The 24,691-nt window shown below is 50.1% G+C and carries 22 protein-coding genes; 10 read left to right on the top strand and 12 right to left on the bottom strand.

Annotated elements, in window-relative coordinates:
* Positions 1–128 precede the first annotated feature (128 nt).
* Positions 129–1,379: a competence/damage-inducible protein A gene (locus D082_RS03205; protein WP_028946366.1), complete on the top strand. Its 1,251-nt coding sequence runs from the start codon at positions 129–131 to the stop codon at positions 1,377–1,379.
* 23 nt (positions 1,380–1,402) lie between these two features.
* On the opposite strand, the gene D082_RS03200 is transcribed toward D082_RS03205, so the two are convergent.
* Entirely contained in the window at positions 1,403–1,849 is a 447-nt protein-coding gene (locus D082_RS03200) for a YraN family protein (protein WP_028946365.1), read from the bottom strand.
* A gap of 45 nt (positions 1,850–1,894) precedes the next feature.
* Entirely contained in the window at positions 1,895–3,418 is a 1,524-nt protein-coding gene (locus D082_RS03195; protein ID WP_028946364.1) for a hypothetical protein, read from the bottom strand.
* Between the two features lie 198 nt (positions 3,419–3,616).
* On the opposite strand from D082_RS03195, the gene D082_RS03190 reads away from it, so the two are divergent.
* The 5 genes from D082_RS03190 (at position 3,617) to D082_RS03170 (ending at position 7,839) form a co-directional block, all read left to right on the top strand.
* Positions 3,617–5,224, top strand: coding sequence for a SpoIID/LytB domain-containing protein (locus D082_RS03190; RefSeq protein WP_028946363.1), 1,608 nt, complete (start codon positions 3,617–3,619; stop codon positions 5,222–5,224).
* 31 nt (positions 5,225–5,255) lie between these two features.
* Entirely contained in the window at positions 5,256–5,600 is a 345-nt protein-coding gene (locus D082_RS03185) for a rhodanese-like domain-containing protein (protein ID WP_028946362.1), read from the top strand.
* Between the two features lie 237 nt (positions 5,601–5,837).
* Positions 5,838–6,296 (top strand): RNA-binding protein, encoded by a 459-nt coding sequence (locus D082_RS03180; protein WP_028946361.1) that lies wholly within the window; start codon positions 5,838–5,840, stop codon positions 6,294–6,296.
* A gap of 228 nt (positions 6,297–6,524) precedes the next feature.
* The gene (rpiA, locus tag D082_RS03175; protein ID WP_028946360.1) at positions 6,525–7,232 is read left to right on the top strand and encodes a ribose-5-phosphate isomerase RpiA; all 708 of its coding nucleotides are present in this window, start codon (positions 6,525–6,527) and stop codon (positions 7,230–7,232) included.
* Positions 7,233–7,287: 55 nt separating this feature from the next.
* Positions 7,288–7,839 carry a TolB family protein gene (locus tag D082_RS03170; protein ID WP_028946359.1) on the top strand — a complete coding sequence of 184 codons (552 nt, stop codon included), beginning with the start codon at positions 7,288–7,290 and terminating at the stop codon, positions 7,837–7,839.
* 230 nt (positions 7,840–8,069) lie between these two features.
* Here D082_RS03170 and D082_RS03165 read toward each other — a convergent pair whose 3' ends face one another.
* From D082_RS03165 to D082_RS03140, 6 genes are all read right to left on the bottom strand, one after another.
* Positions 8,070–9,293, bottom strand: coding sequence for an ATP-grasp domain-containing protein (locus D082_RS03165; RefSeq protein WP_028946358.1), 1,224 nt, complete (start codon positions 9,291–9,293; stop codon positions 8,070–8,072).
* 31 nt (positions 9,294–9,324) lie between these two features.
* Entirely contained in the window at positions 9,325–10,044 is a 720-nt protein-coding gene (locus D082_RS03160) for a TerC family protein (protein ID WP_038530105.1), read from the bottom strand.
* 149 nt (positions 10,045–10,193) lie between these two features.
* On the bottom strand, positions 10,194–12,242 hold the full coding sequence (locus D082_RS03155; protein ID WP_071880771.1) for a flotillin family protein: 2,049 nt from the start codon (positions 12,240–12,242) through the stop codon (positions 10,194–10,196).
* A 33-nt stretch (positions 12,243–12,275) separates the two neighbouring features.
* Positions 12,276–13,106 (bottom strand): glycosyltransferase family 2 protein, encoded by an 831-nt coding sequence (locus tag D082_RS03150; protein ID WP_028946356.1) that lies wholly within the window; start codon positions 13,104–13,106, stop codon positions 12,276–12,278.
* A 191-nt stretch (positions 13,107–13,297) separates the two neighbouring features.
* Positions 13,298–13,582, bottom strand: a complete 285-nt coding sequence (locus tag D082_RS03145) for a DUF2470 domain-containing protein (protein ID WP_028946355.1) — start codon at positions 13,580–13,582, stop codon at positions 13,298–13,300.
* Positions 13,583–13,681: 99 nt separating this feature from the next.
* Positions 13,682–14,833, bottom strand: a complete 1,152-nt coding sequence (locus D082_RS03140; RefSeq protein ID WP_028946354.1) for an NAD-dependent epimerase/dehydratase family protein — start codon at positions 14,831–14,833, stop codon at positions 13,682–13,684.
* 126 nt (positions 14,834–14,959) lie between these two features.
* Here D082_RS03140 and miaB point away from each other — a divergent pair, with 126 nt between their 5' ends.
* The 4 genes from miaB (at position 14,960) to D082_RS03120 (ending at position 18,994) form a co-directional block, all read left to right on the top strand.
* On the top strand, positions 14,960–16,315 hold the full coding sequence (gene miaB, locus D082_RS03135) for a tRNA (N6-isopentenyl adenosine(37)-C2)-methylthiotransferase MiaB (protein WP_028946353.1): 1,356 nt from the start codon (positions 14,960–14,962) through the stop codon (positions 16,313–16,315).
* Positions 16,316–16,400: 85 nt separating this feature from the next.
* The gene (locus tag D082_RS03130) at positions 16,401–17,393 is read left to right on the top strand and encodes a hypothetical protein (protein WP_038530101.1); all 993 of its coding nucleotides are present in this window, start codon (positions 16,401–16,403) and stop codon (positions 17,391–17,393) included.
* Between the two features lie 292 nt (positions 17,394–17,685).
* A complete protein-coding gene (locus tag D082_RS03125) occupies positions 17,686–17,928 on the top strand; it encodes a Uma2 family endonuclease (protein WP_255356946.1) in 243 nt (80 codons plus the stop codon).
* A gap of 166 nt (positions 17,929–18,094) precedes the next feature.
* Positions 18,095–18,994 carry a tetratricopeptide repeat protein gene (locus D082_RS03120; protein ID WP_028946352.1) on the top strand — a complete coding sequence of 300 codons (900 nt, stop codon included), beginning with the start codon at positions 18,095–18,097 and terminating at the stop codon, positions 18,992–18,994.
* A 72-nt stretch (positions 18,995–19,066) separates the two neighbouring features.
* On the opposite strand, the gene D082_RS03115 is transcribed toward D082_RS03120, so the two are convergent.
* The 4 genes from D082_RS03115 to gghA form a co-directional block, all read right to left on the bottom strand.
* Complete coding sequence (locus D082_RS03115; protein ID WP_028946351.1) at positions 19,067–19,423, bottom strand: DUF760 domain-containing protein; 357 nt, start codon at positions 19,421–19,423, stop codon at positions 19,067–19,069.
* A 105-nt stretch (positions 19,424–19,528) separates the two neighbouring features.
* Positions 19,529–20,353 (bottom strand): RNA methyltransferase, encoded by an 825-nt coding sequence (locus tag D082_RS03110; RefSeq protein ID WP_028946350.1) that lies wholly within the window; start codon positions 20,351–20,353, stop codon positions 19,529–19,531.
* 74 nt (positions 20,354–20,427) lie between these two features.
* Complete coding sequence (glpK, locus tag D082_RS03105; RefSeq protein WP_028946349.1) at positions 20,428–21,954, bottom strand: glycerol kinase GlpK; 1,527 nt, start codon at positions 21,952–21,954, stop codon at positions 20,428–20,430.
* A 44-nt stretch (positions 21,955–21,998) separates the two neighbouring features.
* On the bottom strand, positions 21,999–24,683 hold the full coding sequence (gene gghA, locus D082_RS03100; protein WP_051738664.1) for a glucosylglycerol hydrolase: 2,685 nt from the start codon (positions 24,681–24,683) through the stop codon (positions 21,999–22,001).
* Positions 24,684–24,691 lie beyond the last annotated feature (8 nt).

The following is a 24,691-nucleotide window of genomic DNA, read 5'->3' as shown; positions in this document are numbered from 1 at the left end:
GTTAAAAATCTGCTTGGATTAGCTTCGCAATGCTGAGATGGATAGGGCTAAATTTAACTTCTCCCCTAGAAGTAGTTTTGATCACCTTAATGACCCAGTGATATTTTCTTGTTAGCAGGCTTAATTCCATGGCGGCTGAGATTATCTGTGTTGGCACCGAGTTATTGCTGGGGGAAATCCTTAACAGTAATAGTCAATATTTAGCCCAAGAGTTGGCCCGCCTTGGCATTCCCCATTATTTCCAAACCGTGGTGGGGGATAACCCGGAGCGCATCAAACAGGCGATCGCCATTGCCCAGAAACGGGCCCAGATTCTCATTTTTACCGGAGGCTTGGGGCCTACGCCGGACGATCTGACGACGGAAACCATAGCGGATTTTTTTCAGACGACCTTGCGGGAAAACACGGCTGTCATCGCCGACATTGAGGCAAAATTTGCCCAAACAGGGCGACCCATGGCGGCTAATAATCGTAAACAAGCTCTGCTTCCTGAGGGGGCGGAGGTATTGGCCAACGCGACGGGAACGGCCCCCGGCATGATCTGGCACCCCCAAACGGATTTGTTAATTTTGACCTTCCCTGGAGTCCCCTCGGAAATGCGCCAGATGTGGCAGGGGGTGGCGGTGCCCTACCTCCAAAGCCAGGGTTGGGGAAAAACTAGTATTTACAGCCGAGTGCTACGCTTTCGGGGCATTGGTGAATCGGCCCTGGCGGAGAAAGTAACGGATTTTTTCAATTTGACCAATCCCACCGTGGCCCCCTACGCCGGTAAAGGAGAGGTGCGTTTGAGGGTTTCCTGTGCCGCTTCCTCCGAAGCCCTGGCCTGGGAAATTATTGATCCGGTGGTGGAGCAAATTAAGGCGATCGCCGGTTTGGACTATTTCGGTCAGGATGAAGATACCATCGCATCGGTGGTGGGGGAATTATTGCGACAACGGAGAGAAACGGTGGCGGTGGCAGAGTCCTGTACTGGCGGTGGTTTGGGAGCGTTGTTGACCGATCAGCCCGGCAGTTCTGACTACTTTTGGGGGGGAGTCATCGCCTACGATAACCAGGTGAAAATTAAACTATTGGGGGTTGACCCAGAAATTATCGAATACTGTGGGGCGGTTAGTGAAGCCGCCGCCGAAGCCATGGCCCTGGGGGTGAAGGAAAGACTGGGTACAGACTGGGGCATTGCCATTACCGGCATTGCTGGGCCCGGGGGGGGGACGGCAGAAAAACCCGTTGGGACGGTGTATGTGGGCCTGGCGGATCCCCATGGTCAAGCTAGCCATATTTTGTTGCAATTTGGCGATCGCCGAGGACGGGAATGGATTAGATATTTGAGTGCCTGCCAAGCATTGGACCATCTGCGGCGGCGTTTGCAGAGTAGCTGAGTCCGAATTTTTTCCCTCTCTTTCTAGCCCCCAAAAGCATCGGTTAAATATTGCTCTAACTGGAGGTGATAACCTTGCCAGACCATGGCTTGGCCCAGTTCAAAGTTGGCGGAGGGGCTTTCCTCGCTTTGGATTGGTTTAGCTCCCAAATTACCCAAACAAAAAACGATCGCCACATCAAAACGACAGTTCAAATCACTCCACTGGGGCTGACTGGCAAGGAAATAGCTGGCCGTTTGCCGTAGTTTTTCCTGTTTACGGGCATTGACCGCCAACAATCCCCCCTGGTCCCAATTACCGCCACTGCGGGTTTTCACTTCCACAAAAGCGAGGATTTTTGTCCCGGGAAAATGGGCAATTAAATCAATTTCTCCCCACGGCGATCGCCAACGCTGATGCAAAATCTCCCCACCCTGTTGTCCAAGCCAGGCCGCCACAAAACTTTCCCCGGCCCGACCTAAATCCACCATAGTTATTGGGTTGGTTAATATTCATCTTCTAGGACTCTAAACCCATTACTTTTTGGACTGGATAGGCCCCGGCAAACCATTGTTATTGTTCAGGCTAGGGGCTTGGCTTTGGGGTTCGTCTGCTTCTGTTTCCCCATTATTGCCATTGGGCTGGGGCGGCACGATGGAAGGAGCTTGATTTTGTTCCAGCAACATTTCCCCTTTAGTTTTCGGCAAAGAAGGTTGAGAGGAAGTTGGGGCTGGGGTAACCGTCGGGGTCGGGACGGAACGGGTCGGCACTGGGACAACATTTACCGGGGGAGCACTGGGGGCGGGACTGGCGGTTTGTCGCCGGGGCACTGGAGCATCGGGAATGGGGGAAGATCTCACCTCCGGCGGGGCAGTTTGAGGCTGACTAATAGGGGGAGTTGTCGGTCGGGGACGCTGGGGTTCCAGGGTAGGGGCAATGCCGGGGGCTGGTGTCACCGCGGGAGCCGGCGTGGTTTGGGAAGGGGGAGGCACGGTGGGCAGTGAAGGATTTTCCCCACCGGAAGGGATAAATTGGTTTATGCCCCCACAAAGCTCAGCATCGTATTTAAAGGAAACTGTCACCTGGGTGGGTTCACCATAACTACGGTTGGCGATCGCCTGTTCAGCCAATTGATTAAAAATGGGGTAGCGGGAACGGCCGACTAAATCCCTTTGACCATTGGGGAAAAGGTTATAAACCACCTGTGCCTCTGTGCGATTACGACAGGCAATGGGAGGATAGGCGCCGTTGATAGTATCTTTCGCTTTTAAAGCCTGGCCCTGCTGGGCAATGGAAACCAGCGTATTTTCCCGTAATTTTTCCGGTGAAGTATCTTCCCCCTCCGCTGTCAAGCCCGGTTCCTGGGGAGTATTAGTGCCTTGGGGAGCTCTGGTAATAAAGCCTGTGCCCTGGGAAGGGGGCAGGGACCCAAAATTAGGTCGGTTGGGGCTTGGGCCGAGGGGGTTAATTCCCTGGTCTGGAGTGGGAGAAAAGAGGCCTGGGGGACGGGGAATTTGCCTAGTGGAAGGTATCTGGGGCAGAGAAGGAATGGGGGGATTAGTAATGGGCAAGCGGCTCAAATTGCCATAGCTGGTTAAGGGAGGCAGATTGGGATAAGCCGGTAGATTGGGCATGGCCGGTGGTGGTGGCATAATGCCCGGCCCCGAGGGCAAAGAGTAGTTATAGTCTCCGCCGGGAGGAGTGGGCAAATTGGGATCTGCGGCAATGGCACCAGGAGCGCTGCCATCAGGAGCAGTGGGAAAAAGGGCACCGGCAGAAAAAATATCTGTCTCTGGTAAACGACTCTGTTCAGCGGGGGTTAATTCGATCACACCAACGGGATTTCGGTCTTCCAAACTTTCCCCAGTGGATTCCTGCCATTGCCAATGGGGTAAAGCTAAGCCCAAAATAAAGCCGTGGAGACCAAGGGAAGCCAAAATTGCCACATTGACCGGGGTAAAAACCTGCCCCAGGGAGGGGCTATCGCTTAGTCTGAGGGGTAAATCCATTGCCATAGGTCGATCGCCATCCAGAAAAACTTCGACGCTCCCAGTCTGCATAGGGGCAAAATTGGGAAAAAATGCCGGTGCTGAAAGCCACTTACACAGTTTCCCCAAAATAACACAAACCCTTTGGCGATCGGCGTTAGCCCCGGGCCAGTGTCCCCCCATTATCCAGATAAAGGAGCAAAGGTGATAGGTTAGGATGCGAGATTGCCTTTGATTGCCCCAGCTAGTATTGATCGCCGTTGATTGTTTATGTTTATTTCCCCCACCCGTCATTTATTAAAGGTTACCGTTCAACGTTTAGGCACCGTAGTTATTGCCCTGGGTTTAATGGCTGGGGGGAGTTTGCCCGTTCTGGCCAAGGATGTCTTGCTCCAGGTGGGGGTGGTGCAGAGGTTTGGGGATGAGGATAAAGACCAGATCACCATTAGCGGTGTGGGCAATGACAATCTAACCTTTACCGCTGTCAATCACCAAGGGGAAAAAATTACCCTCCAGGGCAAACAAGGCACCATTGCCATCAGCCGTCAGGCTGTGCCCAGGAAACTGACGGAAGTATTGGTGTTGGGGGACCATGCCACCTTTGAAACGGCGGAGGATGATGCCCTTAGTTGGCAAGGGAAAGGCCTGGCGGTGGAAGTGACCCAACCGGGACGTTGGCAAGTGTGGGCTAAACGGGATGTGTATGACAGCCCCCTGGTGCGCCGTTGGCTACTGGCGGATCTAAAAAAGCAGGGCTACCAATTGCCCTACCTTGAAAGTGTGCTGTTGGATAGTAAGCCCCAAGCTGTGTTAATTATCAATGGCCAAAGTTACCCTGCTGACCGATTGACTGTCACCGCTCCCCAAAATCAAATTCAGGTCACAGAAGGGGAGAAAAAATTCGTCTATGGCGGTTGGTTGCAACTCCAGCCCAACTCCTACGGTAATTACACATTGGTTAACCATGTGCCCCTGGAAACCTATCTCCGGGGCGTAGTTCCCCATGAAATTGGCCCCGGTGCTCCCCCCACGGCAGCTAAGGCCCAAACCATCATTGCCCGCACCTATGCGTTGCAAAATCGTCGTCGCTTTGCCGCCGATGGTTATGAGTTGTGTGCCACCACCCATTGTCAGGTTTATTACGGCTTGAGTGGCACCACCCCTAGGGCAGACGAAGCCATTAAACAAACAGCGGGGCAGGTGTTAACCTACAACAATCAGTTGGTGGATGCCCTTTATTCCTCCACGGCGGGAGGGGTGACGGCGAAATTTAGTGACGTGTGGAATGGGGAGGAGCGGCCCTATTTACAGGCAGTCATCGATTCGGCCCAGCCGATTTGGAATTTATCTAGCCAAAGCTTGGCCGATGAAGCAACTTTTCGTAAATTCATTGACCTCAAAGAGGGGTTTAACGAAACGGGGCGGAAGTTTTTACGCTGGCGCTATCCAGCGACGTTGGCGGAGTTGAATCAGGATCTGAAAAAGTATCTGACTAACCGGCGTCATCCTCTGGCAGATTTCACCACAATCTACGATATGAAGGTCACTCGGCGATCGCCATCGGGAAGGATTTTAATCCTGGAAGTGCTGACGGATAAGGGGGTGGTAGAATTGGCCAAAAATGAAGCCCGCAGTGCCTTTGGCCCTCCCCGTAGTACTTTGTTTTACCTGGAACCCACCTACGATGCCAACCAACAATTACAGAGTGTCTTTTTTGTCGGTGGTGGCTTTGGCCATGGGGTGGGCATGAGCCAATTTGGTTCCTATAAATTGTCCCAATTGGGCTGGTCCGCGGAACAAATTTTGGCTTTTTACTATCCTGGCACTCAAATTAGACAACTCAACGAGCAGATCCTTGGGCAAACCACCCGCCCCTGACGGCCATGCTTTTTACTCCCTTTCCACCGCCATGACTTCCATGCCCAGCGAGATTTCCGTCCAGGATTTAGCTTTGATGTTGGCTGACCCCAGCGGCGATCGCCAGTTAATTGATGTGCGAGAACCCCATGAAGTGGAAATTGCGGCCCTGCCGGGGTTTGAAACCCTATCTTTAAGTTGTTTTGCCCAATGGTCAGGTACTATTCAGGAACGCTACAATCCCGACAAAGAAACCGTAGTTCTGTGTCACCATGGTATTCGTTCAGACCAAATGGCCCATTGGTTAGTGGATCAGGGTTTTAGCAAAGTCAAAAATGTAGTCGGGGGAATTGATGCCTATTCCCGTTTGGTTGATGCCACCATTCCCCGCTATTAATCCCCATTGCCATGACAGCATGGCACAGAACTGTTTGGTTTTAAGGACAATAGCCGATATTATTAAGAAAAGTAACCGGGACAGAGGGCACTGCCCCCATGGCCTGGTGCCTAGGATTATCGTACATTTGGTTAACTGTTAGCCCACCAAGTCAATAGTCAACTTTTTTAATATTCACCAGGGTTCTTTGCCCGAGTAATTTCCCCTACAGAAAATATCCCCGGAGGTATTTAGATCATGTCCATTCGTCTTTACGTCGGTAACCTACCCAAAGAATCCATTGAGCGGGAAGCACTACAGGAAGTGTTTGCGGAGGCCAATGCCGTCGTTTCCACCAAAGTTATCAAGGACCGTAAGACGGGTAAATGCCGGGGATTTGCTTTTGTAACGGTTTCCACCGACGAAGCGGCGGATGAATTCATCGAGAAATACAATGGTCAATCTTTTATGGATAGCCCTTTAAAAATTGAAAAGGCTAACCCCCGCTCAAAAGATGACGAAGAAGGGAGCAGTGACGCCCCCGCCCCCAGTGGAGAAAAAACAATCAAACAACCCCGCACCGACAAAAAACGGGGTAATAAAAAGGCTACTGCCACCAGTGCCAGCGTCACCACTAGCACCGAAAGCTTCCAACCCGACCCCCGCTGGGCAGACCAGTTGGCCCAACTGAAAGAAAAATTGACTGCGGCCCAGTAGGTTAAGCTCTTAGCAAATCTTTTCATCCTGTTGTCCTGTTTTTCCCCACATTAACTCCAGCGATCGCCGGATTGCCTTGCCCTGCTTGGGGTTTGATCAAAAAACACCATAGAACCGAAACAAAGCTTGGATAATTTGGAGTGATGGGATTTTGCCTAATGTCACGCTAACGGATCCATTCCATTAATTAAAAAATTTAAAATACAAAGCAACGGAGGTTAAATTTTTATGGCTGAATTAGATGCGGCCAACTTGATGAAACAAGCAGTGGGTAAAGCTGCCGCTGATCGGGTTAAATCCAATTCCATTGTCGGTTTGGGCACCGGTTCCACCACCGCCTACGCCCTGGAGTTCATTGGCGATCGTCTTAAAAAAGGGGAATTGGAAAATGTGGTAGGTATTCCCACCTCCTTTCAAGCGGAAGTGTTGGCCCGTAAATATGGCATTCCCCTCACCACGCTGGATGTGGTTGACCGCATTGATATTGCCATCGACGGAGCAGACGAAGTTGACCCCCAGAAAAATTTGATCAAAGGGGGAGGAGCCGCCCACACAAGGGAGAAAATTGTCGATGCCCTGGCGGAAACTTTCCTGGTGGTGGTGGACAGCGGCAAATTGGTGGACAAATTAGGCTCCACTTTTTTACTGCCCGTGGAAGTGATTCCCATGGCCCTGACCCCCGTAATGCGCGCTTTAGCCAAATTAGGTGGTAATCCCGAACTACGCATGGGGGTTAAAAAAGCTGGCCCTGTGGTCACCGACCAAGGCAACCTGGTCATTGACGTTAAGTTTGATGCCATTGCGAACCCAGCGGAGTTGGAAAAAACCATCAACAATCTCCCCGGCGTGTTGGAAAATGGCTTATTTGTGGGGGTAGCGGATGTGATTTTAGTAGGGGAAATCATCGACGGCCAACCCACGGTGCGGGAATTTTAGTTCTCCCTAAACTGCGTCGTGTTAACTAGGGTCGAGGTGGGAAAATAAAAGGGATATGGATACCCCACTTCCCCGACTTTACCTGCAAACATTTGCTAACTTGCTCAAGCGATCTTCAACTTGGGCAGGTTTAGTACTTTTATTGGGGGGCTGTGGCTATCCTCGTTACCTGAACCTTTCCTTTGACCGCAGTGGCCGGGGGGTAAATAGTGCCTCGGAGGAAATCCTTCCCCACGTCAGCTACCCTTTTCTCGTCTTCGCCTCCGATCGCAACGGTACCCAGGGAATTTATCTCTATAATCTCCAAAATAATCGCCTGGAAACCCTGCCCCGCCTCAATGCCCTGGACCAGGTGGCCAGTCATCCCAGCATTACCGAAGACGGACGCTACATTGTCTTTAACCTCAGTCGCCAGGGAAAAACCGACATCGTCCTTTACGATCGCCAAACGGAACAGAAGCGTAATTTAACCGCCGATCTGGCCGCCGACACGAGAAATCCCGTCATCAATGCCAATGGCGATCGCATTGCGTTTGAAGTGGCCCAGGACGGCCAATGGGACATTATGGTCATGGACACCCAAGGGAAAATTATCATTACCCCCTAGCAATTAAACAACTTCTGGACGGATGGGATGAAGATGGCAAAATCACCAATGGGCCTGGCTACTTTTAAGCTTTTAACCGTTTAAATTTTATGGTCATTTCAAATAATTTCGAGACTGCTTAAGTCTTTATTGACAAGCTTTTCGGTGAATTTGACTGCCTCAGTCCTACTAGAAACGACTATAACCGTTCAAACTTCCATCATCGTCGCCGGGGCGTTTACAAATAGCTATTATGTATTATTTTGTTCCCGGGAAAGTCCATTGTCCTGGGGAATTAAACTGAGCATTTTGGCGATCGCCGTTTCCAAATCATTGTGCCAATGGACGAGGCTGTTGTGGTATATCTGCTTAAGGTTATCTAAATTACCCCGGCTGAAGCGGATAACTATCGGTAAAACTTCCCCTGTGTAAACCTGTCGTTGGGGTACACGCTGCCGGTGGGGAAGGCTAGGGCCGGTACTCCGCAAACTCCGGTCTTCGCTAGGGGGGTGGGGAGGAAGGGGCAAAAAGGCCCTTAAATCCTCTGCTAGGGCTGAGGTCGCGGCTTCCCTGGTGGCCAAATTAACAAAAATACCTTTGAGATGGGGGGCTTGGCTGAGGTAATCAAATGCTTGTTCCAGTTGGGTGGCCAAGGCCATGTCAGTGCGACTTTCATCCAATAGATAGGCACCAGTGACCCCCAAGGAACCGAGCAAGTCCCAAGTGCTGAGGGCCAATCCCTCACTGTTACAAATTAAGCCCACCTGACCCCGGGCTAGGTCCCCCGGTAGCCAACTTTGTCCCGCCCTAGTCCATTTTTCCGATCGCCAATTGAGCAAATCCGGATGACGGGCGATCGCGGTGTCATTGACGGTAATTTTGCCATCCAGGGCCATTACACCACCATCGGCATTAATGCCCAGGGGGTTAATTTCAATTACGTCTAAATCGTAGGCGATGAAAAGCTCATACATTTTTTCGATAATGCTGCTCACCGTGGCCACCAACGGCCCTGTCAAACCCATTTTCACTGCTAGCCGCCGGGCCAAGTAGGGAGAAAAATTAGTACGGAGCGAAACACTCTGCATATGCTCCAACAGGGTTTCCACATCAATGCCCCCCTTGCTAGACCCCATCAATACAGGACATTGCCGTTGGTAATCCAGTACGATCGCCAAAAATAATTCCGATTGGGCATCGTAGCGGGCCTCCGCTAAAATTACCTCCGGGTATTCGTCCGCAATGGGTAAATGGAAAATGGCCGAAGCGGCGGCAATGGCATCGATGGTATTTTCTACAAACCTTACCCCCCCGGCTTTACCCCTACCCCCTGCGCGCACCTGGGACTTGAGCACCATGGGATAGGGAATTTGTAGACGTTTGAGGGCAGTGGTATTCTGGACAGTCTGGGACGGCAAAATGGGGATGCCCACCTGTCGGAACAGTTCCTTAGCCTGATACTCTAACAAATCCATAAAATATTCCTAAAATTCGAGCTCAATCTGCCTATTTCTCTCCACCTTGGCTAATTTCTTCAACTAGCTCAGGGGGGCGACGCTCAGAAAAGCCCCAGGCAAATAACAACCCAATCATGGTGATCATCAATAGTTCCGGTGGCACGAGGTCAGGATTAATGACCCTGATCAATAAGCGCAAACCCACCAAACCCACCGTGATAAAACCAGCATCCTTGAGGTGGGTAAAAATGTCTAACCAACGGATAAATAAACCTGCCAAAAATCGCAGAGCAATAACCCCAATGGTGCCCCCGGCAATGATTAGCCACAACTGATCCGCCACGGCGATCGCCGTAGTGACACTATCGAGGGAAAAGGCCAAATCGGTGAAGGCAATCAGGGGAATGGCTTGCCAAAAGGAACTAAATTCAAAGGTCTTGTGGTGATTTTCTCCTTCATCCGGAGATAGGAAGTAACTGCCCACCAGCCAGAGCAAGTATAAAGCCCCCGCCAATTCAAACTGCCAATATTGCAACACAAAGGAGGCGGTCAAAATGAGCAGAATCCTCAGACCGTAGGCAATAAATAAACCCGCATTTAAAGCGCGCCGTTGTTGTTCGGGATTGGGTAAACCCTGGGCAATGGTGGCCAGGGCAATGGCATTATCCGCCGACAGCACTGCTTCTAGGGCGATGAGCACCAGCAACATCAACGGAGTTTTGACGGCCGCTGCAAAGGAGGAATTGAACAGTAAATCTAGGTCTAACATTGGGCACAGGAATAGGTGGAAGCCTCCAGGGATTAACCGAAAAAACCTGGGTTGTCCAAGTCTAATGTCCAGTTATCCAGATCCCATTATTAGGGGCTTTGGTAATGTGCCGCTACCCCCTGCCATTTGGCGATCGCCGTTGATCCCCATCAAAGTTCCCCCACTGGAAAATCCACATTAGTCAACGCTGTCATCTCGCTATCGCTAATATTTGCACCGGTTGCCGCTGGGGCTGGAGCAGAAACTGGGGGGGAATTAGTGGCAGTGAGAGGATCCTGCAATAACGATTTCACTTGATCCACCACCAGGCCAAGTTTGCCTTCGTTTAATAGCCCATTGAGCAAAGTTAGGCCACTGGTAGAGAGGAGTAGTTTATTAATATCGCCGGCGTTATTCCCACCACTACCCCCGTTTAGCCCAGGGAAAGAATAGATGCGGGATTCCCCCAACACCCCCGGCTGGGGTGCTAAAGCCTTGAGCAAATCTGGCAATTGGGTGACCAGTTCCGGCCAGATGGTTTTCAGTAATTCCGCTGTCCGGTTAGCATTGCTCAAACTATTTTGGGCTTCAATAATGGCCTTTTGCCCTTCCGCTTCGGCCATGGCTTTGTGACGGTTAGCATCAGCCAAGGTGCGAATTGATTCCGCTTCCAATTCCGCCGCCTGTCTAGCACTTTCTGCCTGGCGTCGCCGCCGGAATACGTCTATTTCCACCACGTTTTGTTCAGCGATGCGGAGTTGTTGGGCATCCTGTTGGGCCACAATCACGGCTAATTTTTGGGTCCGTTCCGCTGCTTCCACTTCCTGGGCTGTGATAACCCCGGATTCCGCTTCCGCCCGCAGAGCTTCCGCCTCTAACCGTTCCTTTTGTTTGTTGGCAATGGCGATCGCCGCTGTTTGTTCTGTAATTTGGGTTTTTTGTTCCGCCAGGGCAATTTCCGCCTTCGCTTGCAGTTGGGAAGCTTCGATGGTTTTACGGCGTTGAATTTCCGCCACTTCCGCTTCCTGTTTTTGCACCGCCTGGGCCACCTTTAATTCTTTATTTTTTTCCTCCAAGGCGATCGCCGAAGCAATTTGACTATTTTGAATAGCTAATTCCTTTTGAATCCGCTCTTCCTCTACGGCCTGTTCCTGGAGAATTTTATTGCGTTGCTTTTTCGCTTCTTCCTTATCTTTGGCTTCTTGAATTTCTCGCTGTTGTTGGGCCTCTTGGGATTCCAATTCCTTGCGCTGGGCTAGTTTTAATAATTCAATTTCTTTTTGTTGGGTAATATTGGCATCTTCCTGTTCCCGTTTGATGGCTAAACTTTTTTTCTCTGCTTCTAATTCCCCCTGTTCAATAGCCACCCTGGTGGTGAGCTCCACTTCTTTCTTTTGTTGAATAGAACGCTGAATAGTTTCTGTGCGTAACCGCACGCCTTGGGCATCAAAAAAGTTATTTTCGTCGTAGGTATCACTTTCTTCAATTTCAGAAATGGCAATGTTATTGAGGGTTAAACCTACCTTGAGTAAATCCCCCTGAATTAAGTTCAATACTTCGTCGGCAAAGCCCAACTTATCGGAATCTAACTCCGCTAATTTTTTCTTTTTCGCCGCCGCTCGAATAGCATCATCGGCCCGTTTTTCCAGGGCATCTTTAATATTTTCTTCAGAAATTTGTCCCTTTTTAGAAAGCCTGGCCGCCGCTGTCAAAATTTCATTGCGATTGGGGGTAATGCAAACATAGAAAGTTACCCGCATATTGGCCCGCATATAGTCCTGGGTCCGCACCGCTAAGGTTCCGGCCCGCACCACGTCAATGGAAATTTCCCGTAGGGAGACCCGCGTAATTTCGTGGAAGCCAGGAATAACAATACAGCCCCCATGGAGAATGACCATTTGTTCTTTTTTAAAAACACCGCCGGTTCTGACCAAAGCTTCATTGTTGGGGGCAATGACGTAAAAGCGAGTGTAAAGGAAAACGGTCACTAAAATGAGAAAAATGACCGTAATAATCACCACAGGAAAAAACAGCAGGGGAGATAAACCTCCCAGGGCGCCATTGGTGGAGTTGTTGTCCCCTAACGTTTGATTGGGGTCTTGGGCAATGATTAATTCTTCCGCTACGGGACTAGCTTCTACGATCGCCAGCAAAGGCTTGGTCTCCGCCGGTATGCTGGGCAAAGCTTGGAGAAATTCGAACCAGAATTTACTGTGCATGGTGTGCCTCCGGAGGGCAGAAATGGCCGAACATTAAGCATTGGTTAACCAAAATTTGGCAATGTAGCCCAAAGCTTTAACCCCATCCCGCCAATTGATTTTTTTTCCTTCAGCAAAGGTACGACCATAATAGGCCACCCCCACCTCATAAATTCTCCATCGCCTTGGCGATCGGGTTACCTTCATTGTAAATTCAACTTCAAAACCGAAATCACTACAGGTTAAGCGCAGGCCCTCTAACACTTCCCGCCGAAACATTTTGTAACAAACTTCAATGTCGCTGAGGTTAATATTACAGACTAAATCAATCAAACTGGTGATTAATTTATTGCCTAAATAGTGATGGAAATAGAGTACTCGATGGGGATTGCCATAGAAACGGGAACCATAGACCACATCGGCCCAACCTCCGTCGATCAATTTCCACATGGGGCCCCAATCTTCGGGGTCGTATTCTAGATCGGCATCTTGGATAATCAACACATCCCCGGTGGCGGCGGCAAAGGCTGTGCGGAGGGCGCCCCCTTTCCCCTGGTTCTGGCGATGGAAAATCACTTTTACTTCCCATTCCGTAGCCATAACAAAACTATTCCCCTGGCGATCGCCATTGGTTTCCTTGGGCTGACTGGGCTGACCCCAGGGAAAGCATTGGAATTGTCCCGCCAAATCGAGATTGGCTAAAACCGGATGCTGTGCGGGGTCCCCAAAAGTATCCACCAACCATTCCCTAGTGCCATCCTTGGAACCATCGTCCACCATGACAATTTCCTTCGATACTTGCGGCAGCACCCCAGTAATTTTCTTGAGAATTTTTTCAATGGTTTGAATTTCGTTATAAATCGGAATGATGACCGAAAGCTTCATGGAAATAGGCTGAATTATAAAAAATAGGCTGAATTGACCCTTGGGAAAATGATCACCTCAAACCCTTAACTTCGTCCTGGCCGGCGCTGAAATGTAGACCATGGGCCCCAATGGGAAAATTTAACCATTGTGACGGGGAATCCCCTTTCCTCGCTTTCACAGGGAGGAGTAGTTTACTCGAAGCAAATTGGCTATTTGGCAAGACTCCGGGCCTGCTTGGCCATGGCAATTAATACTTGGTGAGCGTCTTCGGAATCCTGGAGGGGTTGCTCAAAGGCAATGCGGATGGTTTTAATTTGTCCGTCACTATGTATTAATAAATCCATGCCTTCGGGGTCAATGGCCTGCATTTGGGCGGACTCCACCCCAGTTTGTTGGCCAAAAGCTTGGGCGTAAAGGGCGATCGCCGAAGCATGGTCTTCATTCATATGCTTACAAATGCGGTCACTGATAGCAGGGGTGAGGGGATCAGCCATGGGTTTCACTCTCAAATTAAGATCAAATTAATTATACTTAAGCTATATTCAACAAAAAGAAAACCCCCACCGGGTAGTGAGGGTAGGGAGAATGTAAACCTAGCCGCGCCAGGTAACTTTGGGCAGAATATGCTTTTGGTCCACCCGGTCTTTGTACTTGGTGGCGAAGTTCAGCAGGGAATCCAGTAAAGAATCGGATAGGTAATGGGGTTGTAGTCCCAGATCCAATAGGTTGGTGTTAACGGCGTTGAAATAATGCTCTTCCAACTCAACCCGGGGGTTGGCGAGGTGGTCAATCTCAACTTTTAGCCCCAGGTCCGCCCCAGCTTTTTGTACCATTTGGGCTAAGTCACCGACACTAAACAGTTCCGTATACTGGTTAAATACCCGGAATTGGCCAGGGTCCGCTGGATTGGCGATCGCCAGTTCAATACAGCGCACCGTATCCCGAATATCTAACAAACCACGGGTTTGGCCACCTTTACCGTAGACCGTCAGGGGATGGCCAATGGCTGCTTGAATGCAAAAACGGTTTAAAGCGGTGCCGAATACCCCATCGTAATCAAGACGGTTGATCAGCATTTCATCCATGCCCGTTTCCTCCGTCAGCACCCCGTAAACAATGCCTTGGTTCAAATCCGTGGCCCGCAGACCCCAGATTTTGCAAGCGAAATGGATGTTATGGCTGTCGTGGACTTTGCTGAGGTGATAGAAACTACCGGGTTGCTTGGGATAGGGCAGGGTGTCTTTGCGGCCCTTATGCTCAATGGTGATGTAGCCCTCTTCAATGTCAATGTTGGGGGTGCCGTATTCCCCCATGGTGCCCAGTTTGACCAAATGACAATCGGGAAAATCTTCTTTGAGGGCATAGAGTAAATTCAAGTTGCCCAACACGTTATTGGCCTGGGTGAGCACCGCGTGTTCCCGGTCAATCATGGAAAAGGGGGCTGACCGTTGTTCACCAAAATGCACCACCGCATCCGGTTGGAACTGACGCAGGGAGTTGGTCAAAAAGGGATAATCGTTAATGTCACCGATGAACAGGTCAATTTTCTTGCCGGTCAACTCATACCAGCGGTCTAAGCGTTGACGGATCGGGGCGATAGGTGTCAATGTTTCGGCCCCCAACTGGGCATCCCAATAACGCCGCACCAAACTGTCTAAAATACCAACTTCATAGCCTTTGTTAGAGAGATACAGTGCCGTGGCCCAACCACAGTAACCGTCACCGCCAATAACCAGAGCTCTCATATTAAATCCGAGTAAATTTCTATCACTGATATCTGTCCAATTTATCAGGTTGGGGGACGGCCAGGGGTCAAGACGGGAAAGTATAATCAAGGACTGTGCTGTTCACTGCTTTGTCCCCTAACTGCCATGAATGTTTCCCACCGTCGTTACCACATCATCACCTTCGGCTGTCAGATGAATAAGGCAGACTCGGAGAGAATGGCGGGCATTCTTGAAGATTTGGGCATGACCTACACCGATGACCCCAACCAAGCAGATCTAGTTCTTTACAATACCTGCACCATCCGGGACAACGCTGAGCAAAAGGTCTATTCCTATCTCGGTCGTCAGGCCAAGCGCAAACAAACGGAACCGCAATTGACCCTAGTGGTGGCGGGCTGTGTGGCCCAACAGGAAGGGGAACAGCTATTGCGACGGGTGCCGGAATTGGATCTAGTGATGGGGCCCCAGCACGCTAATCGTTTAGATCAATTATTGGAACAGGTGTGGGCCGGCAGCCAGGTGGTAGCCACGGAAAGCCTCCATATTATGGAGGACATCACCAAACCCCGACGGGAAAGTACAGTTACAGCTTGGGTGAATGTTATCTACGGTTGCAATGAGCGCTGTAGTTATTGCGTAGTTCCCAATGTGCGGGGGGTAGAACAATCCCGTACCCCAGAGGCGATTTATGACGAGATGGTAGTTCTTGCGGGGCAAGGTTTTAAGGAAGTTACCCTACTGGGGCAAAACATTGATGCCTACGGTCGCGATTTACCCGGTACAATTCCATCGGGTCGCCATCTCCATACCCTGACGGATTTGCTTTACCATATCCATGACATTGATGGGATCGATCGCCTGCGGTTTGCCACCAGCCATCCCCGTTATTTCACCGAACGGTTAATCCAAGCTTGCCAAGAATTGCCCAAGGTCTGTGAACATTTCCATATTCCTTTCCAATCTGGGGATAACGACATTCTCAAGGCCATGAAACGGGGCTATACCAGGGAAAAATATTTGCAAATCATTGAAAAAATCCGCCGCTATATGCCCGATGCCTCCATCAGTGCTGATGTCATTGTGGGTTTTCCGGGGGAAACGGAAGCGCAATTTGAAAATACTCTCCAACTCGTTGAAGAAGTGGGTTTTGACCTGCTCAACACCGCCGCCTATTCTCCCCGCCCCGGTACTCCCGCCGCCGTTTGGGATAATCAACTTTCCGAAGAAGTCAAAGGCGATCGCCTGCAAAGGTTAAACCATTTGGTTTCTATCCAAGCCATGGAACGTTCCCAGCGTTACCTCGGCCGGGTAGAGGAAGTGCTCGTGGAGGGGGAAAACCTCAAAAGTCCAGGGCAGGTGATGGGTCGTACCAGGGGTAACCGCTTAACTTTCTTCCAAGGCAATATTGGTGAACTGTTAGGAAAAACCGTGCCGGTGAGAATTACCGAAGCCCGGGCCTTTAGCCTCACCGGGGAAGCTTTAAGTTTAGTTACCGCCTGAGCAAAAAAATTATCGCCCTCGAAAATTCCTGTCACAATGGAAGCTAGGCGCAATCAATAATTCAGTCTTTTGAGGATCAACGGAGATGGTTATCAAAAAAGGTTTCTACCTAACAATGGCTGGATTGGCAGTAGCTTCCGTTTGGCCACTGTCTGCCTGTGCCATTAATCCATCCTCTCCTCAGACCGAAAAACAGCATCAATCAATCGCTGGCGATCGCCGAGAAATGCAACTGGCTCAAAACCTAGACACATATATTTTCGAGACTTTCGATCCCAACGGTGATGAACCAAAATTAAACGGAAAGGTAGAAAAGGGTGATGTGAGTGCCAGCATCAGCTATCGCCAAGAGAAAAATGATGGCTATGAAAGTTGGTTTCCCACTGTCACCGTTAAATTTAAAAATAAAACCGTCGCCACCCTAGAAGGCACAGAGTCCCCCATGCCCATTGCTCTAATCCAGATTACCGATATGGATCCGAGCAATCCTTATCCAGCGGTGCTTTTTGCCACCTATACCGGGGGAGCCCACTGTTGTAATGCAGTCCAAGTAGTCACCGGCAACCAAGATGGCAGTCAATGGTCGGTGCAGGAATTTGGCTTTTTTAATGGTGGCCCCCATCCGGCGGAAGACCTCAATAATGATAATTTGGATGAGTACGTAGAGGTGGATAATAGTTTCCTTTACCGTTTTTCTTCCTATGCTGGTAGTGCCGCCCCAGCCCAGATTTGGCAACTTAAAAATAATCAGATTGTTAATTCCACCTTTGAACCTGAGTTTCAATTCATTCATCAGGAAAATGCCCGTTCCATGGCGAAAGAATTACCAGAAATAATGGCCCAGGATTCCGAAAGAAATGGATTTCTGGCAGCCTATGTGGCCAACAAAGCTCTGATCGGAGAACTGGATGAAGGTTGGCAAACAATGTTGAAGTATTACGATAAAAATTCGGACTGGGGACTAACAGATTGCCAAAAATATGACGATCAAAGTAATTGTTTGCGAGAAGTTCAATATAACTCCTACCCCGATGCACTCCGAGCTTTTTTAGTGGAAACCGGCTACATCAGAAATTAATCCAATAAACTACTCAACTTGTAGCTATATAATCATATAAATTAAGCTCTGGTATAAAGTTGAAATTCCGACGATCCAAAGTATAGCTAAGTGAAATAAGGACGAGGCACATTGTGCGTATATGTGAGTATAATAGTGTGTCGAAAAGATGAGTCAATTAACAAACAATTTATGGCTGACGACCTAGATTTATAGCTATAGTCAATCAAAGTAAGATTGAGACGACTAAAGTCTTTACCAAAGAGGCTTTTAACTCTGGTTATTATCTTACTTTCAATTAAATCAACTATACCTGCCGCCTAATTGGATGATTGAAATATTGCCTTTTAAAGAAAGTCAAACAAAAGTAGTAAAGAGTATTTTATTTCACTTCAATGATGGCACTGAGATGGGTTGGCTGATTAATCCGAAAGAAAAATCCATCTTTGTCTATCAACCCAGTCGATCGCCAGAAATTTTTGACGAAATGGAGTCAAGCTTTGCCCAGACCACGGATTTAACCTTGGGGGAACTGTTCGGCTGGTTAATCGAGTAATGTGATCTAACCCTGACAAGGAAGGCAGATAAATCCGGCGATTGCCCCAGGAGTTTGTACAATTTTGGTATATGGATTCAAAGGCGCTAGGTCCCTTCAATTCGCCGTCACTTCAGAAAAAATTTTTTGACATTGTCTCCTTGTCATTTTCCCCGGTCGCCTTCCTATGACCTTCCGATCGCCTCGCACCACTGTTTTTAATCCTCTTGAGTGCCGCCCTGATAGTTATAAAGGTTGGTACCAACAGGGGAACACCCTCTGGCAACAGGGGAAGTATAACGATGCTTTGCTCAGCTACGAAAGGGCTTTGGACTACTACCCTGGGGACTATTGGGCTTGGTACAAACGGGGCATCACCCTGGAACATTTGGGGCGCTATGAAGATGCGGCCGGAAGCTATAACAATGCTTGCCAAATTCAGCCGGACAATTATTGGGCCTGGTACGACCAGGGTTGTGTGTACCTCAACGAAATTGATGATTTTGAGCGGGCTATCCCTTGTTTCCAAAGGGCTCTAAATTATTTACCTAAAGATTATTGGGCCACCTATCGCCTCGGGGAATCCTACCGACTCTCCGGCCAGTACGAAGCGGCGATCGCCACTTTTCGGCGAACATTAACCGTTCGTCAGGATGATTTTTGGTCTTGGTATCGCCAGGCAGATTGTTTCCGCCGTTGGGGTCATTACTCCCAAGCTTTGCAATGCTATAAGAAATCAGTGGAAATCCGGCCCAATGACTACTGGGCTTGGTTTCGGCAAGGGGAACTATGGCAAAAACTTTACCGTTATCCAGCGGCGATCGCCTGCTATCACCGGGCTTTAGATGTGGAAGTAGACGACGACTATAGTTGGTATGAGATTGCCCTTTGCCAGGTGCTGCAAAAAAATTACGCAGAAAGCATTTACGCCTTGGGTAAAGTGTTGGAATGGTACCCAGCCGCCTACCTGGGCTTGATAGAAGGGGAAACAATTTTTGCTGATCTTCGGAGCTCACCCAGTTACCAAGCCCTACTGCAAACTGCCCGTCAAAGGGTGATGGAACAGAGTTTTGACGATGGCAATTAGGATTCAGTTGTGAGGCAAGGTCAAAAATCCTAGGCTTCGGGGCGTTTGCTTTTCGTTCCGGTTAGCCCAATTTTAGCTAAATGGATTGCCCCCGTCATTGCTGTTGCCGGCACTTTTAAAAGCCTGTTCAAAGCCCAACCGTTGCTCGGCGTTGCGGAGGAAATAACCACTCATCATGGCGGAAGCTAAAAGACGGCCTAAATTTTCCCGGCTGGTGCTGATGGTTACCCCAAAGTGCTCCGAGGGTAAATTTCCCAACAGACCGATAATGTTGCGCTCCATTACCTGAAACACTTCCTGGGAATCGGGGCGGGACAGTTGAGCGATGGTTTCAGGGCTTAATTCTTGAACATAGGTCCACAAACTATCTTTGCCTGGGGCTTCATTGCCGGCGAATAGTGGTTGGGGACGTTGGGGTTCATGGGTCACGGTGAATCTCCTCTTCTAGTAATGGAACTCGATTTGGGATTGATCCCGATGGGATACACACACTGTAACAATTTCAGGAAAAAATCGGAGGGCAAAGAACCGAACTTATCCTGGTGTTGACACCGACCATTGTTGTCGCCTCGCTTCGTAGAGCATTACCCCCACGGCGATCGCCACGTTGAGGGATTCCACTGCCGGGGCCTGGGGAATGGCCACTTGATGGGTAGTCATTGCCAGCACTGGAGCGCTGAGCCCTTGGCCTTCACTGCCAAAAATTACTATAGTGGGCCGCTGAAAATCAATTTCCCAGAGGGTTTGGGAGCCCTGGGGCACGGTGGCAATCAGTTGCAGTCCCTGGGCTTGGAATTTTTCCAACAATGGCGGCAAAGATTCCAGTTGTTGCTGGGGCAAAAGCAAGCTACTGCCGGCGGATGAGCGTAGAACCTTCGGGCTGGTGGGATCAGCACAGTCAGCGGTTAACCAAATCCCTTCTACTCCAGTGGCGGCGGCGGTTCTCAGAATGGTGCCCAGGTTACCTGGATCCTGTAGATGTTCCAGCACCAAGCCCAACTGAGGATTGGGGGGAGGCGATCGCCAAAATTGATCCATAGCCAAGGTGGCTACCACGCCGTCGGGGTTAACGGTACTGGCCATTTTTGCTAAAACTTCCCCACTGACCAAATAGCTTTGGGCGGACTGGGCCACTAGGCGATCGACTAGGGCGGGATTTTTTTCCTGCCACACTGCGGTGAAACAGCCATGGTTAAAGCGTTTGCCCTGGGCTAGGGCCACTTCCACCAAATGGGTTCCTTCCAGCAAAAGCTGGCCCTGTTGTTTGCGTCCCTTGGTTTGGTGCAGTTGCCGCAATTTTTTAACCAGGGGGTTTTGGGTACTGGTGATGGGGGCAATGTCACTGGGCAATGGGTGCACCTTTGTAAACGGGCATGGGTGGCAATGGGCAATGAATTAAGCTTATCTTCCCGCAGTCCATGGCTGAAAAAAACCTACTCCGCCGCCGACTCGACCCAATTTTTCGCTCGACCAACAGCCCCCTGCCAAACGGAAAAATTAGCCTGGGCGCTGGAGGAGCTTTCCCCGGGCTCGAATACTCGGTCAATGACCCGATTTTCCACTAAAGCCCGGTAATCTTGCCAGAAACCCACCGTTAGCCCGGCCCCAAAAGCGGCCCCCTGGGCAGTGGCATCCAACACCACCGGGCGCTCCACCGGAATGCCTAAAACGTCTGCTTGGCATTGCATCAAAAAGTCGTTGTTACAGGCTCCTCCATCTACTTTCAGCTGTCGAATGGGAGCGGGGCTATCTTGGTTAATGGCCTCCACCACTTCCCTGGCTTGGAAGGCGATCGCCTCTAGGACAGAACGTACTAGATGAGCTTTGGTCACGCCGCCGGTGAGGCCGAAAAAAGCGCCACAGGCATTCATGTCCCAATGGGGAGCCCCCAAACCACTCAGGGCTGGCACAAAGTAAACCCCGCCATTACTATCCACACTGCGAGCAAGGGTTTCACTGCCCTTGGCTGAATCGATTAATCCCAACTTATCCCGGAGCCATCGCACACAGGAGCCAGCGGTGAACATACTTCCTTCCAAAGCGTAGTCAGTTTTTAAGCTTTGATCGGAGTTGGTTTGGGTCCAGGCCACGGTGGAAAGTAAGCGATGCTGAGAACGGGTAACTTTTGAGCCCGTATTAGCCACTAAAAAGGCCCCTGTGCCGTAGGTGCATTTCAGTAGCCCCGGGCGATCGCAGCCGTGGGCATAGAGGGCCGCCTGTTGGTCACCGAAAATGGCGGTAATGGGAATTTCTACCCCCAGAATTTCTGGGTCAGTCACGCCGAAGTAGCTCAAACTAGGTTGAACCTCCGGCATGATGTGGGCGGGAATACCAAACAGATCTAACAATTTTTCGTCCCAAGTCAAACTGTGCAAATTGAGCACCATGGTACGGCTAGCATTACTGTGGTCCGTGCGGTGGACTTTGCCGCCGGTTAAATTCCAGAGAGCCCAGCTATCAACGGTGCCCGCCAATAGGTTGGCCGGATCGATTGCCCGGTTCTGCTTGACCCAATCCAACAGCCAATGGAGCTTGGTGGCCGAAAAATAGGCATCCAACACAAGGCCCGTGCGGTCATAGATTTCTTCTACATACCCCTTAGCCTCCAATGCTCGGCAAAAATGGGCGGTGCGCCGGTCCTGCCAAACGATCGCCGGGTGGAGGGGCTGGCCGGTGGTTTTATCCCACAGTAAGCAAGTTTCCCGCTGGACAGTGAGGCCGATCGCCACAATTTGTTGCGGTTGGATAGCGTTTTTTTGCACCACCTCCTGCATCGCAGTTTTAGTATCCTGCCAGATTTCCAGGGCATCATGTTCCACCCAACCGGCCTTGGGATAAAACTGGGTTAACTCTTTGTAAACTTGTCCCGCAATGTTGCCCTCGTAGTCAAACAAAATGGCTCGATTGCCTGTGGTGCCCAAATCCAGGGCCATCACATACTGATTTTGCTTGGCTGTCATGAAAATGTCTCCCCAAAATTATTGCAATAAATAAAAAACAAATATTAATCAGATATTTCTTTCCCATTTTTCCTAGGATTCCCCTGGGAACGACTGTTACGTAAAATCAAACCCTGGCCGTCCCGCAACTCAAACACCCGCAACGAATCTGCTGTGGAATCCACATTCACCCCCGGGGTGGCGATCGCCACTTCCCATTCCTGTAGATCCAGTTGCAACCAGTCCCCCAAAGTAACAATCGCCGGTTCTCCCTCCATATGGGTCACCATGACTACTTTGTCAGGATCTGCATTATTCGCCGTTTCTGGATTGGTACGTAGCCCGTAAAAGAGAGTATGGCCATTTTCCTGAATCCGGTTAAAGCGATCGCCGTCCTGGAGATTATGGCGTAACCAGGGATTTTGGCGGCGATAATTGCGTAACGCCCAATTGAAACGACTCCGTTCCGGGTTCACTTGGTCAAAGTAGTAGGAAACCCGGCAAGCTTCGTGGCCATCCTCCATAAAAGCCCGGGCAAATTTTTTTAACTTGGGCACATCCAAACGGGTGACAAATTCCGGTTGTTCCGCATGCTTGAACTGACTGAGCAAATCTAGGTCACAGGCCGCCGTTTCCCCGTCTTCCTCCGGTTCATAGCCCAAACAATGGCGACAGGCCTTGGCCACCGCTTCCAACTGAAAATCCTTTTTGACCATGGCATCCCCCACCGCCTTCATAAACCGTTGCAACAGCTCCAAATTGCCAAAACCCAAAGCTTTCAGTTGGGGAAATAGTTGGGGATGTTGGTATAGCTCCGGGGAAATTTGCCAATCGAGAAAGCCCGCTTCTTCAAAAGCCACTTTGACCCCATAGCGTTCGTCGGTATTGCGGAAAAAGCCCCAAGGACTATGCATCATGGCATTTAAAAAGTCCATCGGTAGCCCTGGACAAAAGCCATAGACCCACAGCAACGTCGCCGGATTGTCGTAGGCATTGTGCAACACTTCCGGTAAGGTTTGGCCCAAATTCCAGTTAATTTCCGCATTATGATGGTCAATTTGGTTGCCCCGGCGCACCGTATCGTGGTTGCCACAGCCGGTGATCCATCGATCGCCTTTGTACATCACTTCACAAACCCGTTCCCATTTCCGTTGCCAAAAACCCTTGAGGGAAGGGGTGTTATGGGCAAAAATTAGTGGTCCCCATTGGTAGGATTCCGGCCGCAGTTCAATTAACTCCCGGTAGGTGGATTTTTCTTCCCAACCTTCCTCGGGCCAGGGACGGCCATCTTCAAAAATGGTGAACAGTAACCTTTTACGGCCTTGGATTTCCTGCACCACATCGCTCATAGCCAACAGGTAAGCATCATCCTGTTCCACCCGCCCAGACAGGGGATTAAAAAAGCGAAAATCCTGACCCCCATCCACCCGAATACCGTCGGCCCCAGTGTTAATTTTGCGCCGTTGCATTTCCAACAAAATTGCCCGAACAATGGGCAACTGGTGGTTTAAATCCTGGCCATACATGTTAGGGCCTTTAAAGTACTGTCGATTGAGCAATTCCAGCGCCTGATTATCGGCATGGCCATAGACCAAATCGTAAATTATCTGGATGGGGCCACCGGGAAAATTGTGTAACGTGGCAATGAAATCCACCAATTCATCGGGGCGCAGAGTCCCCAACACAGCGGGGTTAGTGGCCCCAGAACCTAGGATCGGTACATCATAGCCCCAATTTTGGGTATTGGGCTTGCGGAGGGTAACTTTGATTTTCTCTTCCACCACCACGGCTCCCTCCTCCACCTCTATCTCTTCAATCTCTTCCCCGGCAATGGAGAAAAATTCGTGGTCTTGGTTAAAATCCTCCAGACGATACTCGATGGTGGGTTCAATGGGCAACAGTTGGATGGCGTCGTAGCCCAAATAGTTATACTCCGCATCATTGAGGGGTTCTTCCCGGACAAGTTTTTCCCCCAACCGTTGGTATATTTTGGTTAACCCCGCTAAGGTGCCTTCGGGGGAAGCGGTATTGACATGGATTTGTAAAATATTGCCAACAGCCCCCACCCGACAAATGGCCGTCTCACTGTATTCATCGGGATGTAAATTTTGATCTACGGGAATGGCTGGATTGAGCACCGCCGCCCGTTGGGCTTGGAGTTGGTCGGGATCAAACACATTTTCGGGATTTTCCTGGCAACGGTTCAAAGCGGCCGATCGCCGCAGATAATCTAAATCCGCCCGTTCCCTCTGTATTTTTTCCAGATCGTACAATTCTGCTGGGGCAAAAATGCCGTAGGGCAGGGAATAGGCCAGCGGGTCGCGGATGACCAACGTGTTGGACAAAATGGAGTCGTAATAGCGCAACCAATAGAAAGAACCGGCTTGATCCCTAGTGCCAGGTTGCATCCCCGACAGCACCGCCCAAACAAATTCCCCCTGTTGCGGCAATTCAATCCTTTCCCAACGAAACAAGCCAGTCTGTTCCGGCGCTTGGAAATCGATTTCCCCCAGGGGCGTAAACACTTCTAGGTAAATTAACTTTTCAGTAAAAGCCCCTTCCCCCGCTAACCGAGGCACCCAAAATCCCACCTGGGTCAGACCGTCATCCCGGTAATGGGCCCCCAATTTTTTCACCACTTCCCGGGCCGCTTGGAAAAAGTTCTCCGGCGATTCCGTGACTCTGCGGGACCAAGCCATTAGTTTTTCTGTTTCTTCTTCGACAAGATGGATACGATTTAATTCTTTCATACTCAAAA

The organism is Synechocystis sp. PCC 6714 (genome assembly GCF_000478825.2).
Classification (GTDB): domain Bacteria; phylum Cyanobacteriota; class Cyanobacteriia; order Cyanobacteriales; family Microcystaceae; genus Synechocystis.
The sequence above is the reverse complement of the archived record's forward strand: the minus strand, read 5'-3'. Positions and strand labels throughout refer to the sequence as shown.

Coding starts and splice junctions, on each gene's coding strand:
- D082_RS03205 (WP_028946366.1), top strand. CDS start 129: ATGGCGGCTGAGATTATCTGTGTTGGCACCGAGTTATTGCTGGGGGAA.
- D082_RS03200 (WP_028946365.1), bottom strand. CDS start 1,849: ATGGTGGATTTAGGTCGGGCCGGGGAAAGTTTTGTGGCGGCCTGGCTT.
- D082_RS03195 (WP_028946364.1), bottom strand. CDS start 3,418: ATGCAGACTGGGAGCGTCGAAGTTTTTCTGGATGGCGATCGACCTATG.
- D082_RS03190 (WP_028946363.1), top strand. CDS start 3,617: ATGTTTATTTCCCCCACCCGTCATTTATTAAAGGTTACCGTTCAACGT.
- D082_RS03185 (WP_028946362.1), top strand. CDS start 5,256: ATGACTTCCATGCCCAGCGAGATTTCCGTCCAGGATTTAGCTTTGATG.
- D082_RS03180 (WP_028946361.1), top strand. CDS start 5,838: ATGTCCATTCGTCTTTACGTCGGTAACCTACCCAAAGAATCCATTGAG.
- rpiA (WP_028946360.1), top strand. CDS start 6,525: ATGGCTGAATTAGATGCGGCCAACTTGATGAAACAAGCAGTGGGTAAA.
- D082_RS03170 (WP_028946359.1), top strand. CDS start 7,288: ATGGATACCCCACTTCCCCGACTTTACCTGCAAACATTTGCTAACTTG.
- D082_RS03165 (WP_028946358.1), bottom strand. CDS start 9,293: ATGGATTTGTTAGAGTATCAGGCTAAGGAACTGTTCCGACAGGTGGGC.
- D082_RS03160 (WP_038530105.1), bottom strand. CDS start 10,044: ATGTTAGACCTAGATTTACTGTTCAATTCCTCCTTTGCAGCGGCCGTC.
- D082_RS03155 (WP_071880771.1), bottom strand. CDS start 12,242: ATGCACAGTAAATTCTGGTTCGAATTTCTCCAAGCTTTGCCCAGCATA.
- D082_RS03150 (WP_028946356.1), bottom strand. CDS start 13,106: ATGAAGCTTTCGGTCATCATTCCGATTTATAACGAAATTCAAACCATT.
- D082_RS03145 (WP_028946355.1), bottom strand. CDS start 13,582: ATGGCTGATCCCCTCACCCCTGCTATCAGTGACCGCATTTGTAAGCAT.
- D082_RS03140 (WP_028946354.1), bottom strand. CDS start 14,833: ATGAGAGCTCTGGTTATTGGCGGTGACGGTTACTGTGGTTGGGCCACG.
- miaB (WP_028946353.1), top strand. CDS start 14,960: ATGAATGTTTCCCACCGTCGTTACCACATCATCACCTTCGGCTGTCAG.
- D082_RS03130 (WP_038530101.1), top strand. CDS start 16,401: ATGGTTATCAAAAAAGGTTTCTACCTAACAATGGCTGGATTGGCAGTA.
- D082_RS03120 (WP_028946352.1), top strand. CDS start 18,095: ATGACCTTCCGATCGCCTCGCACCACTGTTTTTAATCCTCTTGAGTGC.
- glpK (WP_028946349.1), bottom strand. CDS start 21,954: ATGACAGCCAAGCAAAATCAGTATGTGATGGCCCTGGATTTGGGCACC.
- gghA (WP_051738664.1), bottom strand. CDS start 24,683: ATGAAAGAATTAAATCGTATCCATCTTGTCGAAGAAGAAACAGAAAAA.